Below are 23384 nucleotides of genomic sequence, written 5' to 3'. Positions count from 1 at the left end.
TAAATATTGCAAAACAAAATAGAAAAACTGTAAATACAACCCATCGAATTAAAGGGATATTTGTATAGATAATTAAATAGATTAATAACATTAAAATTAAATAACATGGAAAGCAAAGAACTTCAATTTAAAACAAACCTTACTTGTGGGGGATGCGTGTCCAAAGTAAGCGCTGATCTGGATAGTGTGGACGGTATCTGTGAATGGAATGTTGACACCACAAATGCAGACAAAATTCTGACTGTAAAAGCTGAAGGCGTTTCGGAGGAAGAAATCATTGAAATTATCAAAAAGAAGGGCTTTAATGCCACGGCCTACTCCGCCTAATTGTTCAATAAATCTATAGAACCCCATAAAAATACCCTAAAAGTTTTGTCCAACCTTTAGGGGTTTTTTATGGGGTATTGTGATGAGACTAAACCGAGCTTAGCTTTCTGTTAATTAAATTGGATAAACATATCTTTAAAATTTAGTATCATTATAGAAAATTGGCGAATAATATCTTGTCCTATATTTCCATACACGGTTTCATTCTTAATCTTCGATTTTAATAGGCTTATATTTTTAAGAGCGATCGGTTTATCGCTAATATGGAATGTATGTTGTATAACAAATCCGTCATATTCAACTTGACCGCCTGCGCCTCCCATGGCGACCTTGGTCGGTATATCCTGTTTTTAGATATGTTATTTGTAGGTTTCGTAAAATGGTGCATAAAGGATTGTTTTTTCAGCTCCTGTATCAAAAGTATAGTGCTTTCCGTCAATGGCAATAAGCGGTGATAACCCATCTATTGCAAGATTCGATGCTTTCCATGAAACTGTAGGTCTCTTGGGTACAATGAAAAAATCGTCCTGGGTAAGCTGTACTTCTTGCAGTGCTTCAATAACAGGGAAGCCTATTATACCATTGATCTGATAGCCAATTTGCGGGATACAAAGTGCGCTGTCTGGGAAAACCAGGAATATTGCGTTTGAAATGTTGATGCTACCAAGTTTTAATTGTTTACAAACGGCCAAATCGGCTTTGATAGAAACACCGGTAATGGCGTCTACATCAATATCTGCACGGATAAGATCCATATGAAGACGTTTGGCCACGGACTCTGTGACTGTCGATAGGTTTGCTCCGGTATCAAATATAAAACTTGCCGTATCGCCGTTGACTGTTAGTGTTAGATTCTTCAACCCGGCTTTATCTTTCGTCATTTTAAGACGGGTATCGGCGTTGATTTCTATAAGCTGTGGCCGCACATGTTCTAGTGCTGACCAGATTTTTAGATTGTTTCTGAGATCCGCTCTTGTATCTGTTGACAGCAAAGGATCGAAGTCGAGTAGGATTTTCTGGGTTGTCTGTTTTGCCCCCGCGTAATCTTTCAGTTTGACAAAATTATCTTCCTGAACACGCCGTAATTTTAGTCGCAGTGTGTCGGGTAATTCTTCTGTTGCTGCGCTCAATAGTGCTATTTTTTTGTTTGAAGCGATGGGTTTGTTAAAGGCGTTATCGAGTATTGCCAAAATAAAAACTTGCTCATTGGCGTTTAAGAAAGGTTTATTTACCCTAAACAGGTTGCGGGCAGTGAAGAAATCTTTTGATGCTATTAGCTGATATAGCCTGTTGAATTTAGTTGAGGAGGATTGTCCGAAATTAAGCTGGATGGTGATGAATAACAGGAAACATATTGATACGCATTTTTTGAAATGATTTGCTGGGAGATTCATGGTGTATTCAATTAATTGTCTTTTGGTCAACGATATGTTCACGCTCTTAAATGTCGGAAAATTTCTTGTTAATTTTTTAATTTTATTGTTGCTTATTTTGTTATTGATCAATGGTTTATGTTGTGGAGTTGTGTGTAATACTTGTGGTCTTGAATAATTAAGGTTAAATTAGCTAATGTTTTGAGAAATTTCTCCCAGAAGGATTGGATAGACGAGGTCTCCGCGATTGGTGGACAGTAATATATTTGTAAATAGCATAATTTAATGAAACAGAAGACGATGAATATTAGGTATAATAAAGGAATTATTTTTTTTGGTCTTGCGGCTTTATCGACCAGTTTATTTTTTGGCTGTGGAAACACAGGCACTAAAAATGAGGCCAAGGCCGAAAAGGTCGAGGGACCTGCTGAAGCTATTGCTGACACTGCAACCACAACGCAGGAGTTATCTTTTAAGGATAAAGAGGGTAAGGTTCTTCAATTAAGTGCTTTAAAAGGTAAGGTCGTGTTTATTAATTTCTGGGCGACTTGGTGTCCCCCATGTATTCATGAACTACCTTCTATTGACCAGCTTAGGCAATCGCTTAAAGATAATAAAGATATCGTTTTTCTCATGGTAGATGTTGATGGCGACATGGAAAAGTCTTCAGCATTCATGGCCGAAAACAAGTATCATCTACCACTTTACATAGCAGCGGGTGAAATTCCTGCAGAATTCTTAGGACAGTCCATACCAACAACGGTTATCTTGGATAAAGCGGGTAAGATCGTGGAGCGTCTGGAAGGAAGCCGTGACTATGGGGCCCCTGAGATAAAAAAAGCATTGGAGGATATCGCGAGCGGTAGCTAAAGCTCGAAGGTTGTGATCACTATTTTCTATAGCTGGAGAATAGAATTTGAAAAGAAAAACAGTATTTTCGCGGTGTCAAGTTAATTTATAGCTATGTCCGAACTTCAAGAGCAGACTGCAGTCAGAACGACTTATTTTAGTATTGTAGGTAATGCATCACTGGCATTATTAAAATGGTTAGCTGGTTTCTTTGGAAACTCTTATGCGCTGATAGCGGATGCAATTGAGTCAACGGCAGATATTTTCTCTTCATTTCTAGTGCTCCTCGGTTTAAAATATGCGCAACGACCTGCCGACGACAATCACCCTTATGGTCATGGTCGGGTAGAACCACTCATTACATTTATTGTCGTTGGTTTTCTTATTGTTTCTGCAACCATAATCGCTTATGAAAGTATTGAGAATATAGGAACGCCACATGACCTGCCAAAGCCTTGGACCTTATTTGTTCTGGGTGGTATCATTGTGTGGAAAGAGATTTCTTATAGGATCGTTATGAAGAAAAGTAAAGAAACTAATAGTTCTTCACTTCGTGCAGACGCTTGGCATCATCGAAGCGATGCGATAACGTCAGTTGCAGCTTTCATTGGGATATCTATTGCATTGTTGCTCGGAAAGGGATATGAAAATGCGGATGACTACGCGGCATTATTTGCCGCTGGATTTATACTTTATAACTGTTACCATATTTTCAGACCGGCGCTTGGCGAGATCATGGATGAAAATGTATACGATGAGGTCATTGACAATATCCGGCAAGAAGCATTAAAAGTAGATGGGATAAAAGCCACGGAAAAATGTTTTGTCCGCAAATCGGGGGCTAAATATCACGTCGATCTGCACGCTATTGTCGATAGTGAAATTACGGTAAGAGAAGGGCATGAGCTGGCGCATAAACTCAAAGACCACTTGGTTGCGCATATTCCTGATCTTGGTCATGTGATGATCCATATTGAACCGAACGAATGCCTTTGGGAATCAAATTAAAAATGGCAGCACCTATTATTTTTCTTGAACCGTGCTGCCATTTGATTGTTTAAAAACTTAGGTGTTTTCAGCTTCAAGCAATTGAATCTGCCATTTAATCTGATCCGCTTTAATAGGGTAATCGATATTATTTCTTAAGCTTTCATAAATGGCTTCAAACAGCTGATTGTAATCTCCTGTATGTGGCGTTACTAAAGACTCATGTTTTTGATTTGATACGTCTATCGTAACAAGTTTTCCCTCGAGGCCGGCTGGCTCAAGGCCATAAGATGGATCGTCGGGCAGCATACCATCTAGCAATTGCTGTTCTTGCACATCCGTCATATTCTTGATAAAACTCCCTTTTGTACCATGTAAGACAAAGGCGGGCTGCGGAGAGGCGACAAGTAAACTGCCTGTTAAATACACGTTCAGTCCAGCTGGATAATAAAGATGATAGTGAAAATAATCTGCAACTTTAGAATCGGGTCTGTTGATGGATGTTGTCTTGGTAAATTTAACCGGTTTTCCAAAAAGTGAGATTGCCTGATCAATAAGGTGCGGGCCTAGGTCATAAGTGATACCATTGGAAATATACTGCGTATCTTCCTTAAAGTATTTTTGTCCCAATTCCATTTTATAGCGATCAAATCTGAAATGCACTTCAATCAGTTTTCCTAATTCTCCACTTTCGATCACTTTTTTAATGTCTAAAAAGTGACTGTCATATCGTCTGTTTTGATAGAAAAATAAGTCTTTTCCTTGTTTTTTGCTGATGGCAAGAAGCGTATCGAATTGTGTAGAATCATCAACGGCAGGTTTTTCTATCAAAACATGTTTTCCTGCCTCTAGGGCGTCTTTTGCGTATTGGAAATGGGTATAGTTTGGTGTGTTCACAATGACCAGTTCGATGCTTTCATCCGCTAGTAATTCAGTTATATTATCGTAGCTTTTTATTGCCGGATAAAATTCATGTGCGTTTTTTTTCGACCGTTCTACAACAGCGCTGAGATTGAAATGTGGATTGGTATGTATAAATGGCGCGTGAAAAACACGTCCTGACATGCCAAAACTTAGTATTCCTGTGTTAATTTGAGTGTGTTTCATGTTGATTTAAAATATTTTAGCGCAGTCTTGCTACTTGTTGGACTTCAATATAAAATTTAATGCTATTGCGTGCTTTTTTTGTCCGTGTTCGATTCTACAATGCGGTTTGCAAAGTGATGTGTTACGCCATCTTCTGTTGCTCGAAGACATACCGAACACAGTTGATAAAAAAGTGAATGTTCTACAACGCCTGTAATGAGTTTGATTTGTTTATTCAAATCAAAAATATCAGGCAGTTTAGAAAAATAAATGTCTGCCAGGAAATTACCTCTCTCAGATAGTAGAGGCCCCGATTTTTGTTCAGATTTTCGTAATACAATGTTTGATATCGCTGAAGAATAGCTTGATTTTAGTTCTTTAAGTACCGATAGCCAGGCGTCGGGAATAATTTCAACACATAGCGGATATTTTGTGGTCAGTTTATCGACCATCTTTGCGCCATCGACCAAGAGAATAAATTGCTTTGCCATATTCGCCATAATCTTTTCACCTGTATGTACGCCGCCGCCACTTTTGAACGCATTTAAATGAATGTCCACCTGATCACAGCTGTCAAAATAATAATCCAGCGTTGCTATGGTACTGTTATCAATACAAATAAGACCATTTTCTTGGAGCAGTATTTTGGTTTCCAAAGAAGGCGATGTAAATTTCAGGCTGGATTTAAAACTGACCCTACTGGCAATTAATTCAATGAAATAAGCTATTGTTGATCCAACACCTAGTCCAATGAATTGATCAGGTTCTAAAAGTTGAAGAGCAGCTTTGGCGGCTTCCTGTTTGAGATTGTTCATAAATGGTAAACTTATAAAATTGTAATACCTTGTTCGACATAAGGCTGCAAAATGCGATCAGAAGGATCCTTTTCTGTAATTAAATAACTGATATCAGATGCGCGGCATGTTAGAAAAGATGCCAGGGTATCGAGCTTATTGCTCGTTGTGGCAGCAACAATGTTCATTGAATTTTTACATAGTACTCTTTTGATAGCTGTTTCTTCGCGAGTTCTTGCCGTAAGTCCACGATAGGGGTCCAGGCTACATACACCTATGAAGCTGACATCCGCATATATTTCTTCAAAGGTAGAAATAGTTTGCTGTCCCTGCATCGTAAGAGATGATTTGCAGAAAGCGCCACCCGCGAAAATCAAGCTGATGTTTGGGAGGTTTGCAAGTATATTGGCTATCGGGAGACTATGTGTGACCACAGTAAGGTTTAGGCTATCTGGAATGTTGCCAGCAATTGCCTGTGTTGTTGTGCCACCGTCAAAAAAGACGACTTGATGATCTTTCAATAGTGTGATCGATTTTTCTGCTATGGCTTGTTTCTCCATAACATCAAGGTTATTTCGGTCGTATATATCGAATGGTAAGTTTGACCGTAAAGTGGCTCCCCCTCGAATAGCGCGGAGCAAGCCAGCGTCAGATAGTTCTTTAAGATCACGTCGGACGGTATGCTCAGAGACACCAAGTTCGGCCGCTAACTCTGTCATTACTAATTTCCTTTCCTTTTTGATTTTAACTAATATAAAATCGTGACGTTCTTCTTTGGATATCATGCTATAAATGTAGTGTTTTTGTGCTATATGTTGGAATATTTGTCATTATAATCGTTGTAGTATTGCGATATATTGCAATATTTCGAGTTATTTATCGTTGAATTGTTTATTTGTGTTTTTTAGTTTTGGTCCCATTTCAATTTTGTTGAACTTGTTTTTGCGGTACTTTTTTCTATTAGCATTATATTTGTGAATGATCAATAATAGTTTCGATCGCTCTTCAGTGGTAACCAATTTATAATTTTCACTTTTACAGGCTGTTGTTTGCTACTACATGTAAAACCATAGAATTCAATTAAAATATGAATATTATCGTAAAAATTGCAGGCTCTATTCTGTTCGTCTTTTTATGCGGCTGCAGCGTGCAGCCTGCTGGAAAGCTTAAAAAAGAACAATGGGTATTAGGAGGCTTTGAACGGCCCAAAGGTGTCAATCCAATTATTGAGCCCGATACGAGTTCCGTATTTTATGATCCAATGCTGAAGAAAGAAATTCGATGGGAGGACAACGACACTTTTAATCCTGCTGCAGTAGTAAGGGGAGATAGTATCTATGTCATTTATCGTGCAGAAGATCGGACAGGAAAAGCTATTGGCCACCGGACCTCCCGATTGGGGTTAGCAGCTAGTGCTGACGGTATTCATTTTGAACGACTGAAAACGCCTATATTCTATCCGGGGCCTGATGAGCAGCAAGATAACGAGTGGCCTGGCGGGACAGAAGATCCTCGGATAGCACAGACTGAGGATGGGCGTTTTGTGCTATTTTATACCCAATGGAACCGAAAGGTACCGCGGCTTGGTGTAGCAATATCCACTGATCTGAAACACTGGACTAAATACGGTCCTATTTTTAAGAACTCGAGAAATAGGCGCACTCTAGTCAATGAACCGCATAAATCGGCTTCTATTGTGACTACATTGAAAGGTAACAAACATGTTATAGCTAAAATCAATGGGAAATATTGGTTGTACTGGGGAGAACATGGTGTTTATGGCGCCACATCCGATAATTTGATTGACTGGGAACCCGTAACAGATAATAGAGGTACACTGAAAGCCTTCATTTCGCCGAGGGATGGTTACTTTGATAGTTCGTTGACAGAGTGCGGTCCTCCAGCAGTTTTGACTGATAAAGGAATTGTATTGCTATACAATGGTAAGAATCATGCTGAGAAAGGGGATATGCGTTTTAATAAAAATACCTATTCCGCTGGACAGGTTTTGTTTAGTCCACGAGATCCGACAAGCGTATTGGCTCGAATGGATGTTCCGTTTTTACGCCCCATGGAATCTTTCGAAAAAAGTGGGCAATATATAGATGGAACGGTTTTTATCGAAGGATTGGTCATTTTTAAACAAAAATGGTTTTTATATTATGGTTGTGCGGACTCTAAAGTTGCTGTGGCTATTTATGATCCGCGCCATCCAGGACTTATGGATCCTGTGCCTGAACTGTAAAAGGGAAGAAGTTGCCTTTGAAGCTTGTTAGGATGATGGGTAGCTGGTCAAGGAGAATTTGTTTAGTTGGCTGAGAACTTATCAAATTAAAAAAGGCAGATCATTTGATCTGCCTTTTTGGGTAAGTAATCGGGCTCGAACCGACGACCCCTAGAACCACAATCTAGTGCTCTAACCAACTGAGCTATACCTACCGTGATTTTGATGATACAAAAGTACGATTAAACCCTATTCCCTCCAAATATTTGACTGAAAAAAAACAGCGTTTAAAGCCAACTGGGTGAAGATTAGTTTATTAAATTTTAATAAAAAACATCTAAAGGGTTGCATTTTGATAATGCTATGCATTTGGCTGCTCCAAATTTGTCATTTGTGTCCAATTTTTAATAAAAAAGGCGGTTACTATTAAAGAGACCGCCTTTTTTATTAGAAGGAATACCCTTAAATCATTTCTACACTTCTCTTCACAAAAGATGTCAGATCTGCTCCTGACAATAAACCTCTGGATAAGAGTGCTAAATCAAAAGCTTGTTTCGCCAGTTTTGAACCTTCTTCGTCTGATGACGATAAAATTCTTTTGATCAGCGGATGGTTCCCATTGACTGTTACCTTATAATTATCGGGCAATGAACCATAAAAATTCATGCCACCACCTGTCTTGGCCATATCTTTCATTCGACGCATAAATTCATCAATTGTTACCGATACAGGCAGGTCACTTTCATTTAACGCGTCAACTTCAACTTTCATATCTTGGCGCGAAATTGCTTTTTCGAAAACCTCCAGCGCTTTTTTGGATTCTTCTTCTGAAAGGGCCAATTCAACCTTTTCATCTTTTTGGATCAACTTATCGATAACGTCAGCATCTACACGTTTCAGCTGTACCTTATCGCCGCCCTTTTGCTCTAAATAAGCTGCAAAGTGTGTATCCAATGGCCCATCAAGCATCAAAACATCATAACCTTTGTTTAATGCCGTTTGGATAAAGCCATCTTGTTGAGCGGCGTCATGTGTATATAAGTAGACAATGTTACCATCTTTATCTACCTGGATATCTTTGACCTTTTCGTAATACTCTTTAATGGTGAAGCTTTGGTTACCTGTGTTTTTTACTAAACAGAAGTCATTTGCTTTTTCAGCAAATTTCTCATCGCTAAGCATACCGTATTTGATAAATAAACCGATATCCGTCCATTTCTCTTCAAATCCCTTACGGTCGGTCTTAAATATTTCGTTCAATTTGTCAGCCACCTTTTTGGTGATATAACTGTTGATTTTTTTTACGTTACTGTCTGCCTGTAAAAATGAACGGGATACGTTTAACGGAATGTCCGGTGAATCAATTACCCCATGAAGTAACATCAAGAATTCAGGAACAATATCTTTCACCTCATCGGTGATAAACACTTGTCGAGAATAGAGTTTAATTTTATTACGCTGGATTTCCAGTTCATTTTTAACTTTAGGGAAGTAGAGGATACCTGTCAGGTTGAATGGGTAATCAACATTGAGGTGTATCCAAAACAAAGGTTCATCCATTGAATATGGATAGAGTTCGCGGTAGAAGGCTAGATAATCTTCGTCTTTTAATTCAGACGGTGATTTTGTCCAGGCTGGATTGGTATTATTGATGATATTATCTACCTCTACAGATTTGTATTTTGGTTTTCCTTCTTCGTCTTCACCGTCCTGTTCAGAATTTGTTTTGGTGCCAAAACGGATTGAAACAGGAAGAAATTTAGCATACTTATCTAAAATGTCCTGTAGTCGTGCCTGGCTTAAAAATTCTGTTGATTCTTCATTAATATGTAAGATGACGTCGGTACCACGTGTGGTTCTTGAGCCCGTAGAAATTTCGTAAGATGTACTACCATCGCAAGTCCAATGAGCCGGTTCTGCGCCATCTTGATAGGATAAAGATTGGATTTCTACGGTATCGGCTACCATAAATGCGGAATAGAAGCCTAAACCAAAGCGACCAATGATTTCATTTGCGTCATTTGCCTCCTTGAATTTTTCCATGAACTCTGTTGCTCCTGAGAAAGCGATCTGGTTGATGTATTTTTTTATTTCATCGGCTGTCATACCAATACCATTATCGGAAATAGTGATGGTCTTGGCCGCTTCATCAAATTTTACGTCTACAATCAATTCTCCTGTTTCCCCTTGGTATTGACCCAAAGAAGCCAGACGTTTGATTTTTTGAGAAGCATCAACGGCATTAGATACCAGTTCACGCAAGAAAATTTCATTATCAGAGTATAAGAACTTTTTGATTACGGGAAATATATTCTCCGTGTGAATTGAAATACTACCTTTTTCTGGATTCATAATTTGTATGTCGCTATTTTAATTTTATGATTTGTTTAAAACATACAATCAGTGTTCCAAATCGTCCCTACAGGACATGATGGCAGAAAACCGCCTATTTTGTCATAGGCTCATTCGGTGATTTACGGACTCGTAAAGCAAACTGTCATATAGCGTAAGTCCCTTTCGCTAATTTAGACCTGGGCTCTGTGGGAAGTTGGCGACATGTGCATATTTGGGACCTAATCCAATGATGGCATCCTTCCATAGCAATTCGCCATTACCTTCAAAAATGAGCTGATGGTGGTATTTGTTTTGTACAGCCCAGCAATTTTCTTTGATTTCGCCGTCCAACTGACCGGCAGACCATCCAGAATATCCGATAAAGAATTTTAATTCGTCAGGTTTTATGCTATCGGTTTGTATGGCTTCAATAAGCTTTTCTTCATCGCCTCCAAAATAGATTCCAGGAGCCACTTCCTCGCCACTTAGCAGTAAATCAAAACGGCTATGTACAAAAAAAAGACTTTCCTGAGCCACAGGACCACCGACGTAGATGGGGAAATTGCAATTCGGTATAGATTCCAATAATTGGCCTATGCGAACATTGGTTTGATTATTTAGGACAAATCCGAGGGAACCCTCTGTATTGTATTCACATAACAATATCACGGATCTGAGGAATCTAGGGTCTAGCATAAATGGCTCGGAAATCAATAGACTTCCTTTTTGTGGGTTTAGTTCGGTAAACATATAGCGCGAATTTTAATTATTTATTGAATTTAATCTTTTTTATTTAATCTATGCGAGATTTGTGCCAAAATTGAGATTTTGTCAATTTCTACTAACTTTATAGAGAAAAAGCAATGATTTTAGTAAGTTTGTGGGATATAAAACAGGTTTCTATGTCCATTCAACATAAAGATATTGCAGCAATCAGACAGGATTACGTATTAGGTAGCCTATCTGAATCGGATGTGGATCGTAATCCAGTCCACCAGTTTAAAAAATGGTTTGATGAGGCTATTCACAGCGAGGTAATCGAGCCTAATGCCATGGTGCTTTCAACGGTGTCATCCGATCAATTACCTTCCTCGCGAGTTGTTTTATTGAAGGACATTGTAGCTGAAGGACTGGTCTTTTTTACAAATTATGAAAGCCGTAAAGGGGAAGACATGAAAGTGAATCCGCATGTTGCCATGTTGTTTTTTTGGCCTGAATTACAAAGGCAGGTCCGAATTGAAGGTGTTATTGATTTTGTAAGTGAGGCCGATTCCGATGAATATTTCCAATCGCGCCCAAAAGCAAGCCGTATCGGTGCACTAGCATCCCCGCAGAGCCATGAAATCCCCAACCGTAGTTTTTTGGAAAACAGGGTGGAAGCACTCGAAAACCAATACAATGGAAGCGATTCTGTACCGAGACCGTCACATTGGGGTGGCTATCTGTTGAAACCGATTTATTTTGAGTTTTGGCAGGGGCGTGCAAGCCGGCTACATGATCGCATAGTCTATAAAAAGGTGTCGGATTCCTGGAAGATTACGCGTATAGCTCCATAAATATGACATTTGACGAAATTAAATCGATGCTTGTTTCCAAATTTGGAACTCAACTTATTCTTAAAGAAGATCGCAATGGGCTGCAGCCTGCACTATTTATAGATAAAGCAGATATTGTAGCCGTTTGTTTATTCCTCCGGGATACAGAAGGCTTATATTTTGATTTTTTAAGCAACCTTACTGCAGTGGATTATCAAACGCATTTTACCATTGTCTACCATTTAAATTCCTTGCCGTATCAACACAATTTGGTCTTAAAAGTTGAGTTGTCTGGTCATCGTTCGCTGGATGAACTACCGGAGATTCCTTCGCTTACTTCGGTGTGGCGCACGGCAGACTGGCATGAGCGCGAAGCATTTGACCTGATGGGGATTTATTTTGAGGGACATCCGGACCTTAGAAGGATTTTGCTGCCTGACGATTGGGAGGGCTATCCTTTACGGAAGGATTATGAGGAAGCGGAGAAATATCATGGCATTCATATTAATTGATAGAAATGGCGAATCCAAAATATAAAGAGGCATTACTGCGCTATGAAAAACACCTTACAGAGATCTCAAGTCAGGAAATGGTGTTGAATATGGGACCTCAGCACCCTTCGACACATGGTGTGCTTCGGTTACAACTGATTACAGACGGAGAGATTGTGAAAGAGGTTGTTCCACATTTGGGTTATCTGCATCGTTGTTTCGATAAGCATGCTGAATCGTTGAATTATGCAAAAACAATTCCTTTTACCGATCGCTTGGACTATTTGGCTTCGATGAACAATAGCCATGCTTTCGTTATGGGGGTTGAACGTATGCTTGGCCTTGACAGCAAAATACCTAAAAGAATAGAGTACATTCGGGTTTTGGTCTGTGAACTCAACCGAATAGCATCCCACCTGATTGCTATTGGTACATATGGTATTGATATCGGTGCCACAACGCCATTTTTGTGGTGTTTTCGGGATCGTGAACATATCATGAATATGTTGGAATGGGCCTCAGGTTCCAGGATGCTGTACAACTATATCTGGGTAGGCGGGTTATTTTATGATTTGCCCGTTGGCTTTGAAGAGCGCTGTACAGAATTTATCACGTATTTCAAACCTAAATTGGTCGAACTGGATGAGATATTGACACAGAACCAAATATTTATTTCCCGTACGGCTAAAATAGGTGTACTTCCTGCTGATGTAGCCATAAATTATGGTGTATCGGGACCTATGCTGCGTGCTTCGGGAATAAAATGGGATTTGAGACGCATAGATGGTTATTCTGTCTACCCGGAAATTGATTTCGAGATACCTGTGGGAAAAGGTGAAATGGGGGTAATCGGTGATTGCTGGGATCGTTATAAAGTTAGGGTGGACGAGGTCAAGGAATCGGTTCGCATTGTCGAACAATGCCTTGAACGACTACAGAAAGACTTTAAACGTACGGCCGAATTTGATCCGCGCGCTTTGGTCCCGAAGAAAGTGAATCTGAAAGCTCAGGACTACTATGTCCGTGCTGAAAATCCGAAAGGAGAATTAGGGTTTTATTTTGTCACAAAAGATAAATCAGATATCCCGTTGCGGGTCAAGTCAAGGGGCCCAAGCTTTAATAACCTTTCCGTGATTTCAGAACTTGGAAAAGGGGTGCTGATTGCTGATTTAATTGCGATCCTAGGATCGATTGATATCGTTTTGGGAGAGGTTGATCGTTAGACTGCGGTAGTGTGCATGTTTTATAAACGATTTAGCAAAATAAAATAGAGATTGTATTGAAAATGTTGCATAAAAACGCAATTAAATTTGTAATTGAAAGCAATTTTCATCATATTTGCAGTCTCATAATTTAAGTTTATAATTGGTTAATGAAAGCTCGTTACTCCCAAAGTAACGGGCTTCTCTTTTTTATAGTGTGCAATCTATTGATGCTGTGTATTTATGATACTGGTGTGTTGGTTTGAGATTGAAGGGTTTACTGCCTTTTCTCGCGAGTATTGTTGATTATCCTGTAGATTTCATCGAATTCCTGTACTAGAATTTAACGTAAATGATTACCTTTACTGGTCTTAAATATAAAAAAGTGACGGATAGTTTAGTTATCATTCCAACATATAATGAAAAGGAAAATATTGAAAAAATCATTCGCAAAGTTTTTTCCTTATCACACGCATTTGATATTCTAATTGTAGACGATGGTTCGCCCGATGGGACGGCGACAATCATCAAGAATTTACAGGTTAATGAATTTTCTGGCCGTTTGTTTATCGAAGAGCGAATCGGGAAGCTGGGTTTAGGAACAGCGTATATCCATGGATTTAAATGGGCGCTATCCCGCGAACATTACCGCTATATTTTCGAAATGGATGCAGATTTCAGCCACAATCCAGAGGATTTACTTCGTTTACGGCAGGCTTGTGCGGATGGTGCAGACATGAGCATAGGTTCGCGTTATATCAAGGGCGTGAATGTTGTCAATTGGCCGATGAGCCGTGTGTTGATGTCCTATTTTGCTTCAGTATATGTTCGTTTTATAACGGGAATAAATATCCAGGATGCTACCGCAGGATTTGTTTGTTTCACGAGGGAAGTCCTGAGGACAATCCCACTCGAAAAGATTAAGTTTGTAGGGTATGCTTTCCAGATTGAAATGAAATTCACCGCCATAAAATATGGCTTTGATGTAGTCGAAGTACCCATTATATTCACAGATCGGACCGAAGGCACATCAAAGATGAGCACAAGTATCTTTAAGGAAGCTTTTTTTGGAGTTATCCAATTGAAATTAGGAAGTATCGGAAAGCGGTACAAGAGAAATTAAAAGATCGCTACAATGAACGAGAATTTAGATCCAAATCCAGAGCGTCTGAGCAACACAGATCGTGATATTGAACGGGCATTGCGGCCTCAGGCTTTTGAAGATTTTACAGGTCAGGCTAAAATATTAGAGAACCTCAATATTTTTGTGAAGGCAGCCAGGCTGAGAGGCGAGGCGCTGGATCACGTTTTGCTACATGGCCCCCCAGGCTTAGGAAAGACGACCTTATCCCATATCATTGCTAATGAGATGGGTGTTGGCATTAAAATTACTTCGGGACCTGTATTGGATAAACCGGGTGATCTTGCAGGATTATTGACAAATCTCGAAGAAGGGGATGTCTTGTTTATCGATGAGATCCACCGTTTAAGCCCTTTAGTAGAAGAATATCTCTATTCGGCAATGGAAGATTTTAAAATCGACATTATGCTGGAAACAGGACCGAATGCACGGTCTGTGCAGATCTCCCTTAATCCGTTTACCCTAATCGGGGCAACAACACGCTCAGGACTTTTGACAGCCCCCTTGCGTGCACGCTTTGGAATTAATTCGCGCCTACAATATTATGATGCGAAACTCCTGACAACTATCGTGTTGCGTTCGGCACATATCTTAAACACACCGATTTCTGATGAAGGTGCCTATGAGATTGCACGAAGGAGCAGAGGTACACCCCGGATAGCCAATGCTTTACTGCGCCGTACACGGGATTTTGCACAGATAAAGGGTAACGGAAGCATCGATAAAGAAATAGCGAAATATGCTTTGCACGCGCTTAATGTGGATGAAAATGGTTTAGACGAGATGGACAACAAAATCTTAACGACTATTATAGACAAATTTAAAGGTGGACCTGTCGGTTTAAAAACTGTAGCCACAGCAGTTGGGGAGGATGAAGGTACGATTGAGGAAGTCTACGAACCCTTTCTGATTCAAGAAGGATACATTATGCGGACCTCGCGGGGGCGCGAATGTACCGAGGCTGCTTATAAGCATTTGGGCCGTGTCAATCACTCGAAAGGAAATACATTGTTTTAATCGCGAATAGAAACGATACTTTAACTTTTCTGCTGAATAATTTTATTGGTCCGGCTCATTAGGGCTGGACTAGGTTTTGTTCGTTGAAAATAGTTTATCTGAGCCTGTAACTCCTCATGTATCCAAGGGTACTTTTTTCGTAGGTTATTTAAGATGTCCAGGCAGTTGACCAATACAGCGACAGGACATGCAGGTTCGATCATCCATTGGAAGGAATGCTCGATAATTTCTTCTTCTATCTCATTTTGAAGTATATATTCTTTATTTTTTTTAGACGTTAAAAATAATAGAATTTTAGTATAGCTTCTAAGACAACTCCAGTTTTTTTGTTTTTTTAAATTGTTCAAGAATTGCGGGAGAACAGATTTTAGCAACGCTGTATTCTTTAAAACGATGGTTTCAAATACCCATGCGGCGCGAAAGGCAACCTTTTTATCCTTCTCTAAGGAGATGTTCAGCAGATCAGCCAGGGTTATTCCTTGGAGCATCTCCAAAGAAAAATCCGTTACCTCGAAAGATCTCAAGGTAACGGATAAAAATGCTAATTTTTCATTGTAGGTCATGTAACCGTTATTTTTGTGGCTTTTCTCGATTCATTTCAGTCATGTCAACTTCGTTCATCTTGGAATCACCCAACAGATATTGGCTAAAGTAATCGCCCATTTTCCAGAAGAAATACTCCGTCATATCGCCAAAGCCATGTCTTTGTCCAGGTAATAGCAGGAAATCAAATCTTTTGTTAGCCTTGATCAATGCGTCTACCATGCGAATTGAATTTGCCGGGTGCACATTGTTGTCAATGTCTCCTGTAGCGATAAGTAGTCTGCCTTTTAGGTTTTTTGCGAGCTCTGTATTTTTATTGATTTGGTAGGAGAATGTTGTATCGCCTTTAGCCGATACTTTTTCTGTCACCCCATGATGACGCTCACTCCACCAGCGGTTGTAAATCTGATTTTCATGGTTTCCGGCGCCAGACACCGCAACTTTAAAGAAGTCAGGGTAAACAAGCATCGCCGCTGTAGACATAAAACCACCGCCGGAGTGACCAGTTATACCAACGCGGTTAATGTCGATGTATTTATAACGATCTGCGAGCTGTTCCGCCGCTACTTTTTTATCTTCCAAACCATAATCGCGCAGATTGCCATATCCATAGGTATGATACCATTGCGAACGTGAAGGATGTCCACCACGGTTACCAACTGTGATGACGATAAAGCCAAACTGCGCTAGCCTGTCGATTCTGTCCATGCTTCTTCCAAAGGATTTATTGACAGCTTCGGTTTGAGGCCCAGGGTATACATATTCCACAATTGGATAAGTTCGGGTACTGTCAAAGTCAAATGGTTTGTACATAACCCCATAGAGATCCGTGGTGCCATCCCCAGCTTTCACTTTAAAAGGTTCTGGAAATTTGTAACCTGCAGCAAATAGCAAGGATAGGTCAGCTTTTTCCAGTGTCATTATTTTCTGTCCATTGCTATTGTATAAGACGGATTCAGGAGTCGTGTTTACTCTGGAGGAATTATTGACAAAATATCGGGAAGATTCGCTCACTTCCACTTGGTGGTCAAAGTTTCCTGGATTTAATAATTTAATTCCGGAACCATTTGTATTTACACTGTACTGATGTAGATAATAGGGGTCTTCGTTTTTCTCACGTCCCGATGCTGTAAAGTATAATGTTCCGGAAGCAGGGTCAAAGCCGGTAATTTCCTCCGTATGAAAAGCTCCTTTTGTAATTTGATTAATCAATTTTCCATTTGTGTCGTAGAGGTAGTAGTGGCCCCAGCCATCTCTTTCCGACCAATGAACTAATTGCTTCTTGTTTTCGATCAGGAATGGTTTTTGAACATCCAGATATACATTGGAACGCTCCTGGATAATATTGTTTACCGTACCATTTATATTGACCTTTAGGAGATCAATTCGTTTCAGGTCGCGGCTAGAGCGTGAAATGTAAAACTCTTCGTTATTGCCCAGCCAATAGTTGGTAAAATAATCCTCTTTATAAGAATTTTTATCCGGGGTTTTTGTCCAGGTAGAGACGGTCTGATTTTTAAACGCAGCTATATTGATGCGGCGTGGAGTTTTTGCTGCCGCGTCGAAGATATATAGTTCAGTTTCTGTCGAATCGACTTCGCCTGGCATTTGGTATTTATAAGTTTCAAGTGTCGGCCGGGATGAGCCAACATTATTGATTACCCATAAGGGCTTTAGAGAACGGTTGTCCTTTCTGGTCAAGGTAAAATAACGTCCATCCGGAGACCAGCTGATCCATACCCGCTTGCGTTTAGTATCGTTGTCTTTATCTTTTTCCTCACCCGTAGTTGTGCTATATTCATCACCGCCCCAAGCATAATATTGCACCCCGTCTTTTGTTATCTGGTGCTCAACAATGGTGCTGTCTTTTTCATCCTTTACCGCTTTAAGATAGTTGGATTTGTCCATCCAATACAAGTTGTAATCTTTCGCAAAATAGACTGTATTGGTGTCAGGCGAGAATGTCGCCCAACCCAATGGCGGTTTTACCTTTGTCGAGTCGCTGATTTCTACCACAGACTGTGCTGCTAAGTCATATTCCAGATAAAATAGTTTCTTTTTGGTGGTATCGGACTTATTCTTGAGCTTTTGTATTTCATCTTTGGATTTCACCGTATCTTTGGTGCTCTGAATCTGAAACCTCAATTTTTTCTCATCTTCGGTAAATCGAAGGCCCTGTAATTCCAAATGTTGTGCATCTACAGGATTTTTAACGATTTTAGTAATTTGTGCGGCGAGGTTGTCGTTATTGAAAAGAAGTTCTTTCTTTTTCAGCGCAGGGTTTACAATGTACCAGTTTCTTCCCTGCGGACTTGCGTAATCATACCAAAAGCGATCGGAAAAATTGATCCAATTTGGTTTGATGCTGGTCGAAAAAATCATTTTCTTTAATTTTTCAGGGGAGAATTTTGCAGCCAGCTGATAATTTGACTTTATAGGGGCTTCCTTCGCCTGTTGTGCAGTGCTAACATAGGGCAATAAGCTCGCCGCTAGGATTAAGTAGTACTTATGCATTAATAATATAGATAATTGTATAATAATGGTTCTGAACGTAAAAATATCTATTATTAGGTTCTTTTGCGAATGATTCGTGTAATAATCCTATGATGGATAGAAGTTTTCATTGAAATTGACCAGAAAAAGTTCCTTTGTTGCTCGGGTAACCCCAGTGTATAACCATCTTAAAAATTCAAGATCCAACATATCATCGTTTATATAGCCCTGGTCAACAAACACGATTGGCCATTGACCGCCTTGTGCTTTATGGCAGGTAATTGCAAATGCAAATTTAATCTGAAGCGCATTATAATAAGGGTCTTTTTTGATTGCTTCGAGCCTGTCCTTCTTATCCATGATATCGGCATAATCCAAGGCAATCTCTTCGTAGAGAGCTTTTTGGCTTTCATAGGGCAGATTGGGGCCGTCTGTATAGAGGCTATCTAAGATAACGCGGCAGGTGATGGGTTCTATTTCGTCAATGTCTACAAATTCAAGTGTGACATCTGCAAATCGAAATCCATGCTGATCGTGGATGTTACTTACTTTTCGTACTTTGGCCATATCGCCATTTGCAATAAATCCATCGCCCATGTTGTTTTCCTGTAACCAGAAGTAGTTGTTTTTTACAACCATAATATAATCTCCGCCCGTCAGTTCCTCGTCCCGGAACAAAATTCGGTTCCTTATATTTTGGTTGTATAAATTTGCAGATCGATTTGAACGGCAGATAATCATGGTATTTTCGAGTCCATATTTGTCATATGCATAGTTTATACCTTCGATTAACCGTTCACCTGTCATTCTGTAAAGATCTTTAAATCCTTTTGTTATGAATTTTGGAAAAGGGGAGTCGTCTTGATCTTCTTCTGCCGAGGTTATCTCTTCGCGTATTTTGGTTGCATTGTACAATATACCGGAGTCTTTGGATTGGCGGACAACCGTGGTTAGCTCAAAAGGATAAACGCAAAGATGAAATTCACTTTCGAGATAGCTTGGGTTTAAGGCAGGACTATCCAGGAGTCCTACAGGAGGTAATTGAGCCGTATCTCCAACAAATAATAGGGTACAGTTCTTCCCCGATTGTACATAACGGATCAAGTCGTCCAACAGGCTTGCCGAAAATGCATTCACAGGTGCGTTGGATATCATTGAAGCTTCATCGATGATAAATAAAGTGTCTTCGTGCAGGTTCTCCGCCAAGGTGAAATCCAGCTGAAATGATACAGCAGATTTTTTTCGGTATATTTTTTTGTGTATTGTCAGTGCTTTGCGACCAGAATAATAGGTGATCACTTTTGCCGCCCTGCCTGTTGGCGCCAGCAGAACAGCCTTTTTCCGTAATGCAGGCAGCACTTTAACCAGCGCCGAAATTAATGTTGTTTTTCCCGTACCAGCGTATCCTTTAAGTACAAAGCAGGATTGCTTGTCAAAAGCGAGAAGAAATTCTTGCAATAATTCGAAAGCCTCCAACTGCTGTTCGGTGGCTTGCCATGGGAATTGCTGTATTAACAGATTTTTGATGAACACCCTCAAAGTTATTTAAAAGGTTTGTCTTATCCTCTAGAAAAAGCTATTTTTGCTCTAAGAAGTTTTAATTTTTACAATTCAGCGAATGAATTATATTTCAAAACAATTTAATATTCATTATTTACCGGAGTACAATCTTTTGGTCAAGGCTGGCTTTCAGAAGGATGTCTTGGCGGTGGTTGATAAAAAGTCGATCGCACCGATTTTGATCGAGTATCCGTCTGAGGAGCCAATTTTGGATGCCACACGGATTATGAGCCTTCCGTTTCGATTTGTCCGCGTTGTGATACCACATCAAACTTTTACGTTTATTCCAAAAGAATTTTTTCTGAGCGAAAATATCAGCGATTACCTACAGTTTTTAGGTACAACTGATCTTGAAAATACATTTAGCTATTCTTTAGATAATCTTAATTTAGTTGCTGTATACCAGTTTGATGGGCTTTTATTAAATAGGTGGAAGCGGTTGTTTCCTGATGCTGTTATACTTCCCGAATTTGCGGTTGTGCTTGATCGTGCCCAGGAGCGTGTATCTATTAGAGGGAGTGTGCTGGGGCTTCATTTTGTAGCTGAAAATACAGTTGATTTTTATCTGTTTAAAAACGGGGTTTTTCAGCTTTATAATAGTTTTGAAATTCATAATCTTGATGATATCAGCTACTATGTCCTTAATATTTTAACACAATTCAATCTAGGAGACTCCATCAATAAAGTGCTCCTTTCAGGAGAAATTCCAAATGAATCCTATTATAAACGTATCTCTACTTATGCGGGTGATATCGAAATATTGGATTTGAAGACAAAAGTCGTATTGGCGGATAGCGAGATCGAGTCAAATTTGACCCCATATAATGTATTGTTTGATTCTATACTATGCGAATAATCGGAGGTCGTTTAGGTGGTTTAAGGCTGAACCCACCAACCAATTTACCTGTGAGGCCAACCACGGATATCGCTAAGGAAGCGCTGTTTAATATTTTACAGAACCGACTGGATTTTGATAGTTTAAAGTGTCTGGATCTTTTTGCAGGAACAGGAAATATTAGTTTTGAGCTCGCATCGCGAGATGTGGAGTCAGTAGATGCAATAGATCTTCATTTCAAATGTGTGCAATATATCAATGAAACAGCCGGGAAGATGAAACTGGAGCAAATTAAAGCAAGGAAAGCCGATGTATTTAAGTTTATTGCCAGCTGTAAGAATACCTATGATTTTATTTTTGCAGACCCACCTTATGATATTCCTAAATTGCCACAATTGCCAAAATTAATTTTTGAACAGGAATTGCTGCATGAACATGGGCTCCTTGTTGTTGAGCATCCGTCAACAAGACAAATGGAAGATCATCCAAATTTTATAGAAACTAGAAAATACGGGTATTCATCATTTTCTTTTTACGCTAAGACTATCTAATATGAAAATTGCTGTTTTTCCGGGCTCTTTTGACCCCTTTACATTAGCTCATCAAGATCTTGTTGAGAGAGCAATGCCGCTATTTGATAAAATTATTATTGCAGTGGGCTATAACGCCAATAAAAAAGGAATGTTAGATCACGACGAACGGGTAGATTCAATTAGCCGTGTTTTTAACGATGTGAGTAGGGTTGAGGTGCATAAATATAAAGGTCTTACAGTAGATTTCTGTAAGCAAGTTAAAGCACGTTTTATATTGCGTGGGCTCCGAAATACCAATGATTTTGAATTTGAAAATGCTGTTGCTCAAAATAATTTGTTGCTCAATAATGATGTTGAAAGCTATTTTTTGATGAGTAGATCTGGAAAGGCACATATTTCTTCATCCATTGTTAGAGACGTGTGGTTTAATGGAGGAGATATCAGTGCGATGGTGCCTGTTTCCATTTTATCCTGCCTGAATGAAAAAATAAGATAAGTTGCCTCAGGCTGGGAAAAAGTTGTTGAAAAACAGGTGTTTATATTCGTTATCTAAATCATCTGTTTTCTTTATTTTAGAACAGCTCACGTTCTCCTATACCGTATAGCCAAATATTATTTGGTAACTTGAATAGTGTATTTTTAATGTTCTTATTTTCAATATACTAGATTGTTTTTTTTGTGCTTTTGGTCTAGTAATCGCTTGCTTGGTTTAAGAGGTAATACTCTTCCGGTGTCAGCTTGATTTCTACAGCTCTGCTAAGTTCTTCGAGCTGCTGGATACTAGTTGCACTCACTATAGGCGCTGTAACTGAAGGCCTGTGTAAACTCCAGGCTAATGCTATAGCTGACATGCTAGCTTGTTGTGTATGTGCTATCTCAGCCAAAACATCTAAAATGCGCAGGCCGCGGGTGTTAAACTTGTCTTTTAGTGCGTCATAACGCTTGGCACCTTTGATGTCATCAATAAAGCGGTATTTACCCGACAGAAAACCACTGGCAAGTGAATAATAGCTGATGACGCCAAGATGATTATCGAGGGCCAATTGTTCATACTGCTCTTCGTATTTCATCCGATCGTAAAGGTTATATTCGGGCTGGATAGCGATATAATACGGTAAATTGTGGTCTTCGGCTATACGAAGGGATTCTGAAATCCGTTCTGGACTTAGGTTGGAAGCACCGATCCATTTTATTTTTCCATTCTGTATCAGTTGATGATAAGCCTCCAGTGTTTCATCGATTCCAGTTGTCAGATCATCGTGATGAGATTGATAAAGATCGATTGTGTCTACATTCAATCGCAGGAGTGAATCTTCCACAGATTTAATAATATACTCTTTTTTAAGATTAGGTTTACTATTGTCTATTCGACGTCCGCCGACTTTTGTTGCAATCTGAATTTTATCGCGAATATCTCTTTTGCTGATCCATTTGCCAATGATTGTTTCTGATTCTGACCCACTGTGTCCCGGCACCCAATGTGAATAGTTGTTGGATGTATCAATAAGACTGAATCCCATATCGATAAAAGCATCTAACAGGGCGAAAGATTGTTTCTCATCGACGGTCCAGCCAAATACATTTCCACCGAAAACAAGAGGTTTGAATTCAATTTCACTGTTTCCGAGTTTTACTTTTTCCATGATCATTTGATTGTTTTCTGATTAAAAATACGTAAAAAAGGTCGTTTTCAATCGTTCTATAGGGCAATGAAAAGTTTTTTTAAAATTTTCTCATTCATTTTCAATGAGTTTTAAAAATGATCAGTATAGTGATTTGGAATAATAAAAACTTTACTTACTTTTGCATCATCCCAAACGGATATGCCCGGATGGCGGAATTGGTAGACGCGCTGGTCTCAAACACCAGTGGGAAACCGTGCCGGTTCGACTCCGGCTCCGGGTACTAAAGCTTCTCAATCGAGAAGCTTTTTTTATTTACTGACTATTTTTTATACTTAGCTCAGCGTAGTTTCGCGCGGTTCCTTATTCATTTCCAAAATGAATGGTCTTATTCTTCTGGTTCTAAAACTTTTTTCCATATGTGTCCTAAATAAATTT

General features: G+C 39.4%; 22 protein-coding genes and 2 tRNA genes. 13 read left to right on the top strand and 11 right to left on the bottom strand.

The window, feature by feature from the left end; translation table 11 throughout:
- Nucleotides 1-105 precede the first annotated feature (105 nt).
- On the top strand, nucleotides 106-327 hold the full coding sequence (locus tag B4Z47_RS02465) for a heavy-metal-associated domain-containing protein (RefSeq protein WP_112374779.1): 222 nt from the start codon (nucleotides 106-108) through the stop codon (nucleotides 325-327).
- 359 nt (nucleotides 328-686) lie between these two features.
- Here B4Z47_RS02465 and B4Z47_RS02460 read toward each other — a convergent pair whose 3' ends face one another.
- Entirely contained in the window at nucleotides 687-1721 is a 1035-nt protein-coding gene (locus B4Z47_RS02460; RefSeq protein WP_146753064.1) for a retropepsin-like aspartic protease, read from the bottom strand.
- Nucleotides 1722-2000: 279 nt separating this feature from the next.
- On the opposite strand from B4Z47_RS02460, the gene B4Z47_RS02455 reads away from it, so the two are divergent.
- On the top strand, nucleotides 2001-2570 hold the full coding sequence (locus B4Z47_RS02455; protein WP_112374838.1) for a TlpA family protein disulfide reductase: 570 nt from the start codon (nucleotides 2001-2003) through the stop codon (nucleotides 2568-2570).
- Nucleotides 2571-2663: 93 nt separating this feature from the next.
- The gene (locus B4Z47_RS02450; RefSeq protein ID WP_115048663.1) at nucleotides 2664-3557 is read left to right on the top strand and encodes a cation diffusion facilitator family transporter; all 894 of its coding nucleotides are present in this window, start codon (nucleotides 2664-2666) and stop codon (nucleotides 3555-3557) included.
- 57 nt (nucleotides 3558-3614) lie between these two features.
- On the opposite strand, the gene B4Z47_RS02445 is transcribed toward B4Z47_RS02450, so the two are convergent.
- The 3 genes from B4Z47_RS02445 to B4Z47_RS02435 all read right to left on the bottom strand — a co-directional run bounded on the left by B4Z47_RS02445 (nucleotide 3615) and on the right by B4Z47_RS02435 (nucleotide 6201).
- Nucleotides 3615-4643 (bottom strand): Gfo/Idh/MocA family protein, encoded by a 1029-nt coding sequence (locus B4Z47_RS02445; protein WP_070564259.1) that lies wholly within the window; start codon nucleotides 4641-4643, stop codon nucleotides 3615-3617.
- Between the two features lie 62 nt (nucleotides 4644-4705).
- Nucleotides 4706-5437 (bottom strand): ribose 5-phosphate isomerase A, encoded by a 732-nt coding sequence (gene rpiA, locus B4Z47_RS02440; protein WP_070564256.1) that lies wholly within the window; start codon nucleotides 5435-5437, stop codon nucleotides 4706-4708.
- Between the two features lie 11 nt (nucleotides 5438-5448).
- Complete coding sequence (locus B4Z47_RS02435; RefSeq protein WP_083295861.1) at nucleotides 5449-6201, bottom strand: DeoR/GlpR family DNA-binding transcription regulator; 753 nt, start codon at nucleotides 6199-6201, stop codon at nucleotides 5449-5451.
- Between the two features lie 302 nt (nucleotides 6202-6503).
- Here B4Z47_RS02435 and B4Z47_RS02430 point away from each other — a divergent pair, with 302 nt between their 5' ends.
- Nucleotides 6504-7661, top strand: coding sequence for a glycoside hydrolase family 130 protein (locus B4Z47_RS02430; protein ID WP_115048665.1), 1158 nt, complete (start codon nucleotides 6504-6506; stop codon nucleotides 7659-7661).
- A 120-nt stretch (nucleotides 7662-7781) separates the two neighbouring features.
- Here the strand turns inward: B4Z47_RS02430 and B4Z47_RS02425 are convergent.
- The 3 genes from B4Z47_RS02425 to B4Z47_RS02415 form a co-directional block, all read right to left on the bottom strand.
- Nucleotides 7782-7855 (bottom strand) — tRNA-His (locus B4Z47_RS02425).
- Nucleotides 7856-8102: 247 nt separating this feature from the next.
- Nucleotides 8103-9992 (bottom strand): molecular chaperone HtpG, encoded by a 1890-nt coding sequence (gene htpG / locus B4Z47_RS02420; protein WP_070564247.1) that lies wholly within the window; start codon nucleotides 9990-9992, stop codon nucleotides 8103-8105.
- Nucleotides 9993-10160: 168 nt separating this feature from the next.
- Nucleotides 10161-10724: a YqgE/AlgH family protein gene (locus tag B4Z47_RS02415; protein WP_112374784.1), complete on the bottom strand. Its 564-nt coding sequence runs from the start codon at nucleotides 10722-10724 to the stop codon at nucleotides 10161-10163.
- Between the two features lie 152 nt (nucleotides 10725-10876).
- Between B4Z47_RS02415 and pdxH the strand changes: the two genes are divergently transcribed.
- The 5 genes from pdxH to ruvB all read left to right on the top strand — a co-directional run bounded on the left by pdxH (nucleotide 10877) and on the right by ruvB (nucleotide 15360).
- Nucleotides 10877-11530, top strand: a complete 654-nt coding sequence (pdxH, locus tag B4Z47_RS02410; protein WP_112374839.1) for a pyridoxamine 5'-phosphate oxidase — start codon at nucleotides 10877-10879, stop codon at nucleotides 11528-11530.
- Between the two features lie 2 nt (nucleotides 11531-11532).
- Nucleotides 11533-12021, top strand: a complete 489-nt coding sequence (locus B4Z47_RS02405; RefSeq protein ID WP_112374785.1) for an NADH-quinone oxidoreductase subunit C — start codon at nucleotides 11533-11535, stop codon at nucleotides 12019-12021.
- Between the two features lie 5 nt (nucleotides 12022-12026).
- Nucleotides 12027-13223, top strand: a complete 1197-nt coding sequence (locus B4Z47_RS02400) for an NADH-quinone oxidoreductase subunit D (protein WP_115048667.1) — start codon at nucleotides 12027-12029, stop codon at nucleotides 13221-13223.
- Between the two features lie 364 nt (nucleotides 13224-13587).
- Complete coding sequence (locus B4Z47_RS02395) at nucleotides 13588-14325, top strand: polyprenol monophosphomannose synthase (RefSeq protein WP_070564553.1); 738 nt, start codon at nucleotides 13588-13590, stop codon at nucleotides 14323-14325.
- A 12-nt stretch (nucleotides 14326-14337) separates the two neighbouring features.
- On the top strand, nucleotides 14338-15360 hold the full coding sequence (gene ruvB / locus B4Z47_RS02390) for a Holliday junction branch migration DNA helicase RuvB (RefSeq protein ID WP_046673408.1): 1023 nt from the start codon (nucleotides 14338-14340) through the stop codon (nucleotides 15358-15360).
- Nucleotides 15361-15380: 20 nt separating this feature from the next.
- On the opposite strand, the gene B4Z47_RS02385 is transcribed toward ruvB, so the two are convergent.
- From B4Z47_RS02385 to B4Z47_RS02375, 3 genes are all read right to left on the bottom strand, one after another.
- Nucleotides 15381-15923, bottom strand: a complete 543-nt coding sequence (locus tag B4Z47_RS02385) for a hypothetical protein (RefSeq protein ID WP_115048669.1) — start codon at nucleotides 15921-15923, stop codon at nucleotides 15381-15383.
- A 7-nt stretch (nucleotides 15924-15930) separates the two neighbouring features.
- Complete coding sequence (locus tag B4Z47_RS02380) at nucleotides 15931-18417, bottom strand: S9 family peptidase (protein WP_115048670.1); 2487 nt, start codon at nucleotides 18415-18417, stop codon at nucleotides 15931-15933.
- Between the two features lie 87 nt (nucleotides 18418-18504).
- Entirely contained in the window at nucleotides 18505-19929 is a 1425-nt protein-coding gene (locus tag B4Z47_RS02375; protein WP_115048672.1) for an ATP-dependent DNA helicase, read from the bottom strand.
- Between the two features lie 85 nt (nucleotides 19930-20014).
- Between B4Z47_RS02375 and B4Z47_RS02370 the strand changes: the two genes are divergently transcribed.
- Genes B4Z47_RS02370 through coaD form a run of 3 tightly spaced genes read left to right on the top strand, consistent with a single transcriptional unit; the run spans nucleotide 20015 to nucleotide 21820 of the window.
- On the top strand, nucleotides 20015-20812 hold the full coding sequence (locus B4Z47_RS02370; protein WP_070564222.1) for a DUF3822 family protein: 798 nt from the start codon (nucleotides 20015-20017) through the stop codon (nucleotides 20810-20812).
- Nucleotides 20803-21342: a 16S rRNA (guanine(966)-N(2))-methyltransferase RsmD gene (gene rsmD, locus B4Z47_RS02365; protein ID WP_112374789.1), complete on the top strand. Its 540-nt coding sequence runs from the start codon at nucleotides 20803-20805 to the stop codon at nucleotides 21340-21342. Before B4Z47_RS02370 ends, rsmD begins: the two co-directional genes overlap by 10 nt.
- Before the next feature lies 1 nt (nucleotide 21343).
- On the top strand, nucleotides 21344-21820 hold the full coding sequence (gene coaD / locus B4Z47_RS02360; protein ID WP_112374790.1) for a pantetheine-phosphate adenylyltransferase: 477 nt from the start codon (nucleotides 21344-21346) through the stop codon (nucleotides 21818-21820).
- Nucleotides 21821-22013: 193 nt separating this feature from the next.
- Here the strand turns inward: coaD and B4Z47_RS02355 are convergent, their stop codons facing one another.
- A complete protein-coding gene (locus tag B4Z47_RS02355; RefSeq protein ID WP_115049567.1) occupies nucleotides 22014-22967 on the bottom strand; it encodes an aldo/keto reductase in 954 nt (317 codons plus the stop codon).
- Between the two features lie 182 nt (nucleotides 22968-23149).
- Between B4Z47_RS02355 and B4Z47_RS02350 the strand changes: the two genes are divergently transcribed.
- Nucleotides 23150-23229 (top strand) — tRNA-Leu (locus tag B4Z47_RS02350).
- The last annotated feature ends 155 nt before the right edge of the window (nucleotides 23230-23384 follow it).

The organism is Sphingobacterium sp. UBA2610 (assembly GCF_002339225.1).
Taxonomy (GTDB): Bacteria; Bacteroidota; Bacteroidia; order Sphingobacteriales; family Sphingobacteriaceae; genus Sphingobacterium; species Sphingobacterium multivorum.
The sequence above is the reverse complement of the archived record's forward strand: the minus strand, read 5'-3'. Positions and strand labels throughout refer to the sequence as shown.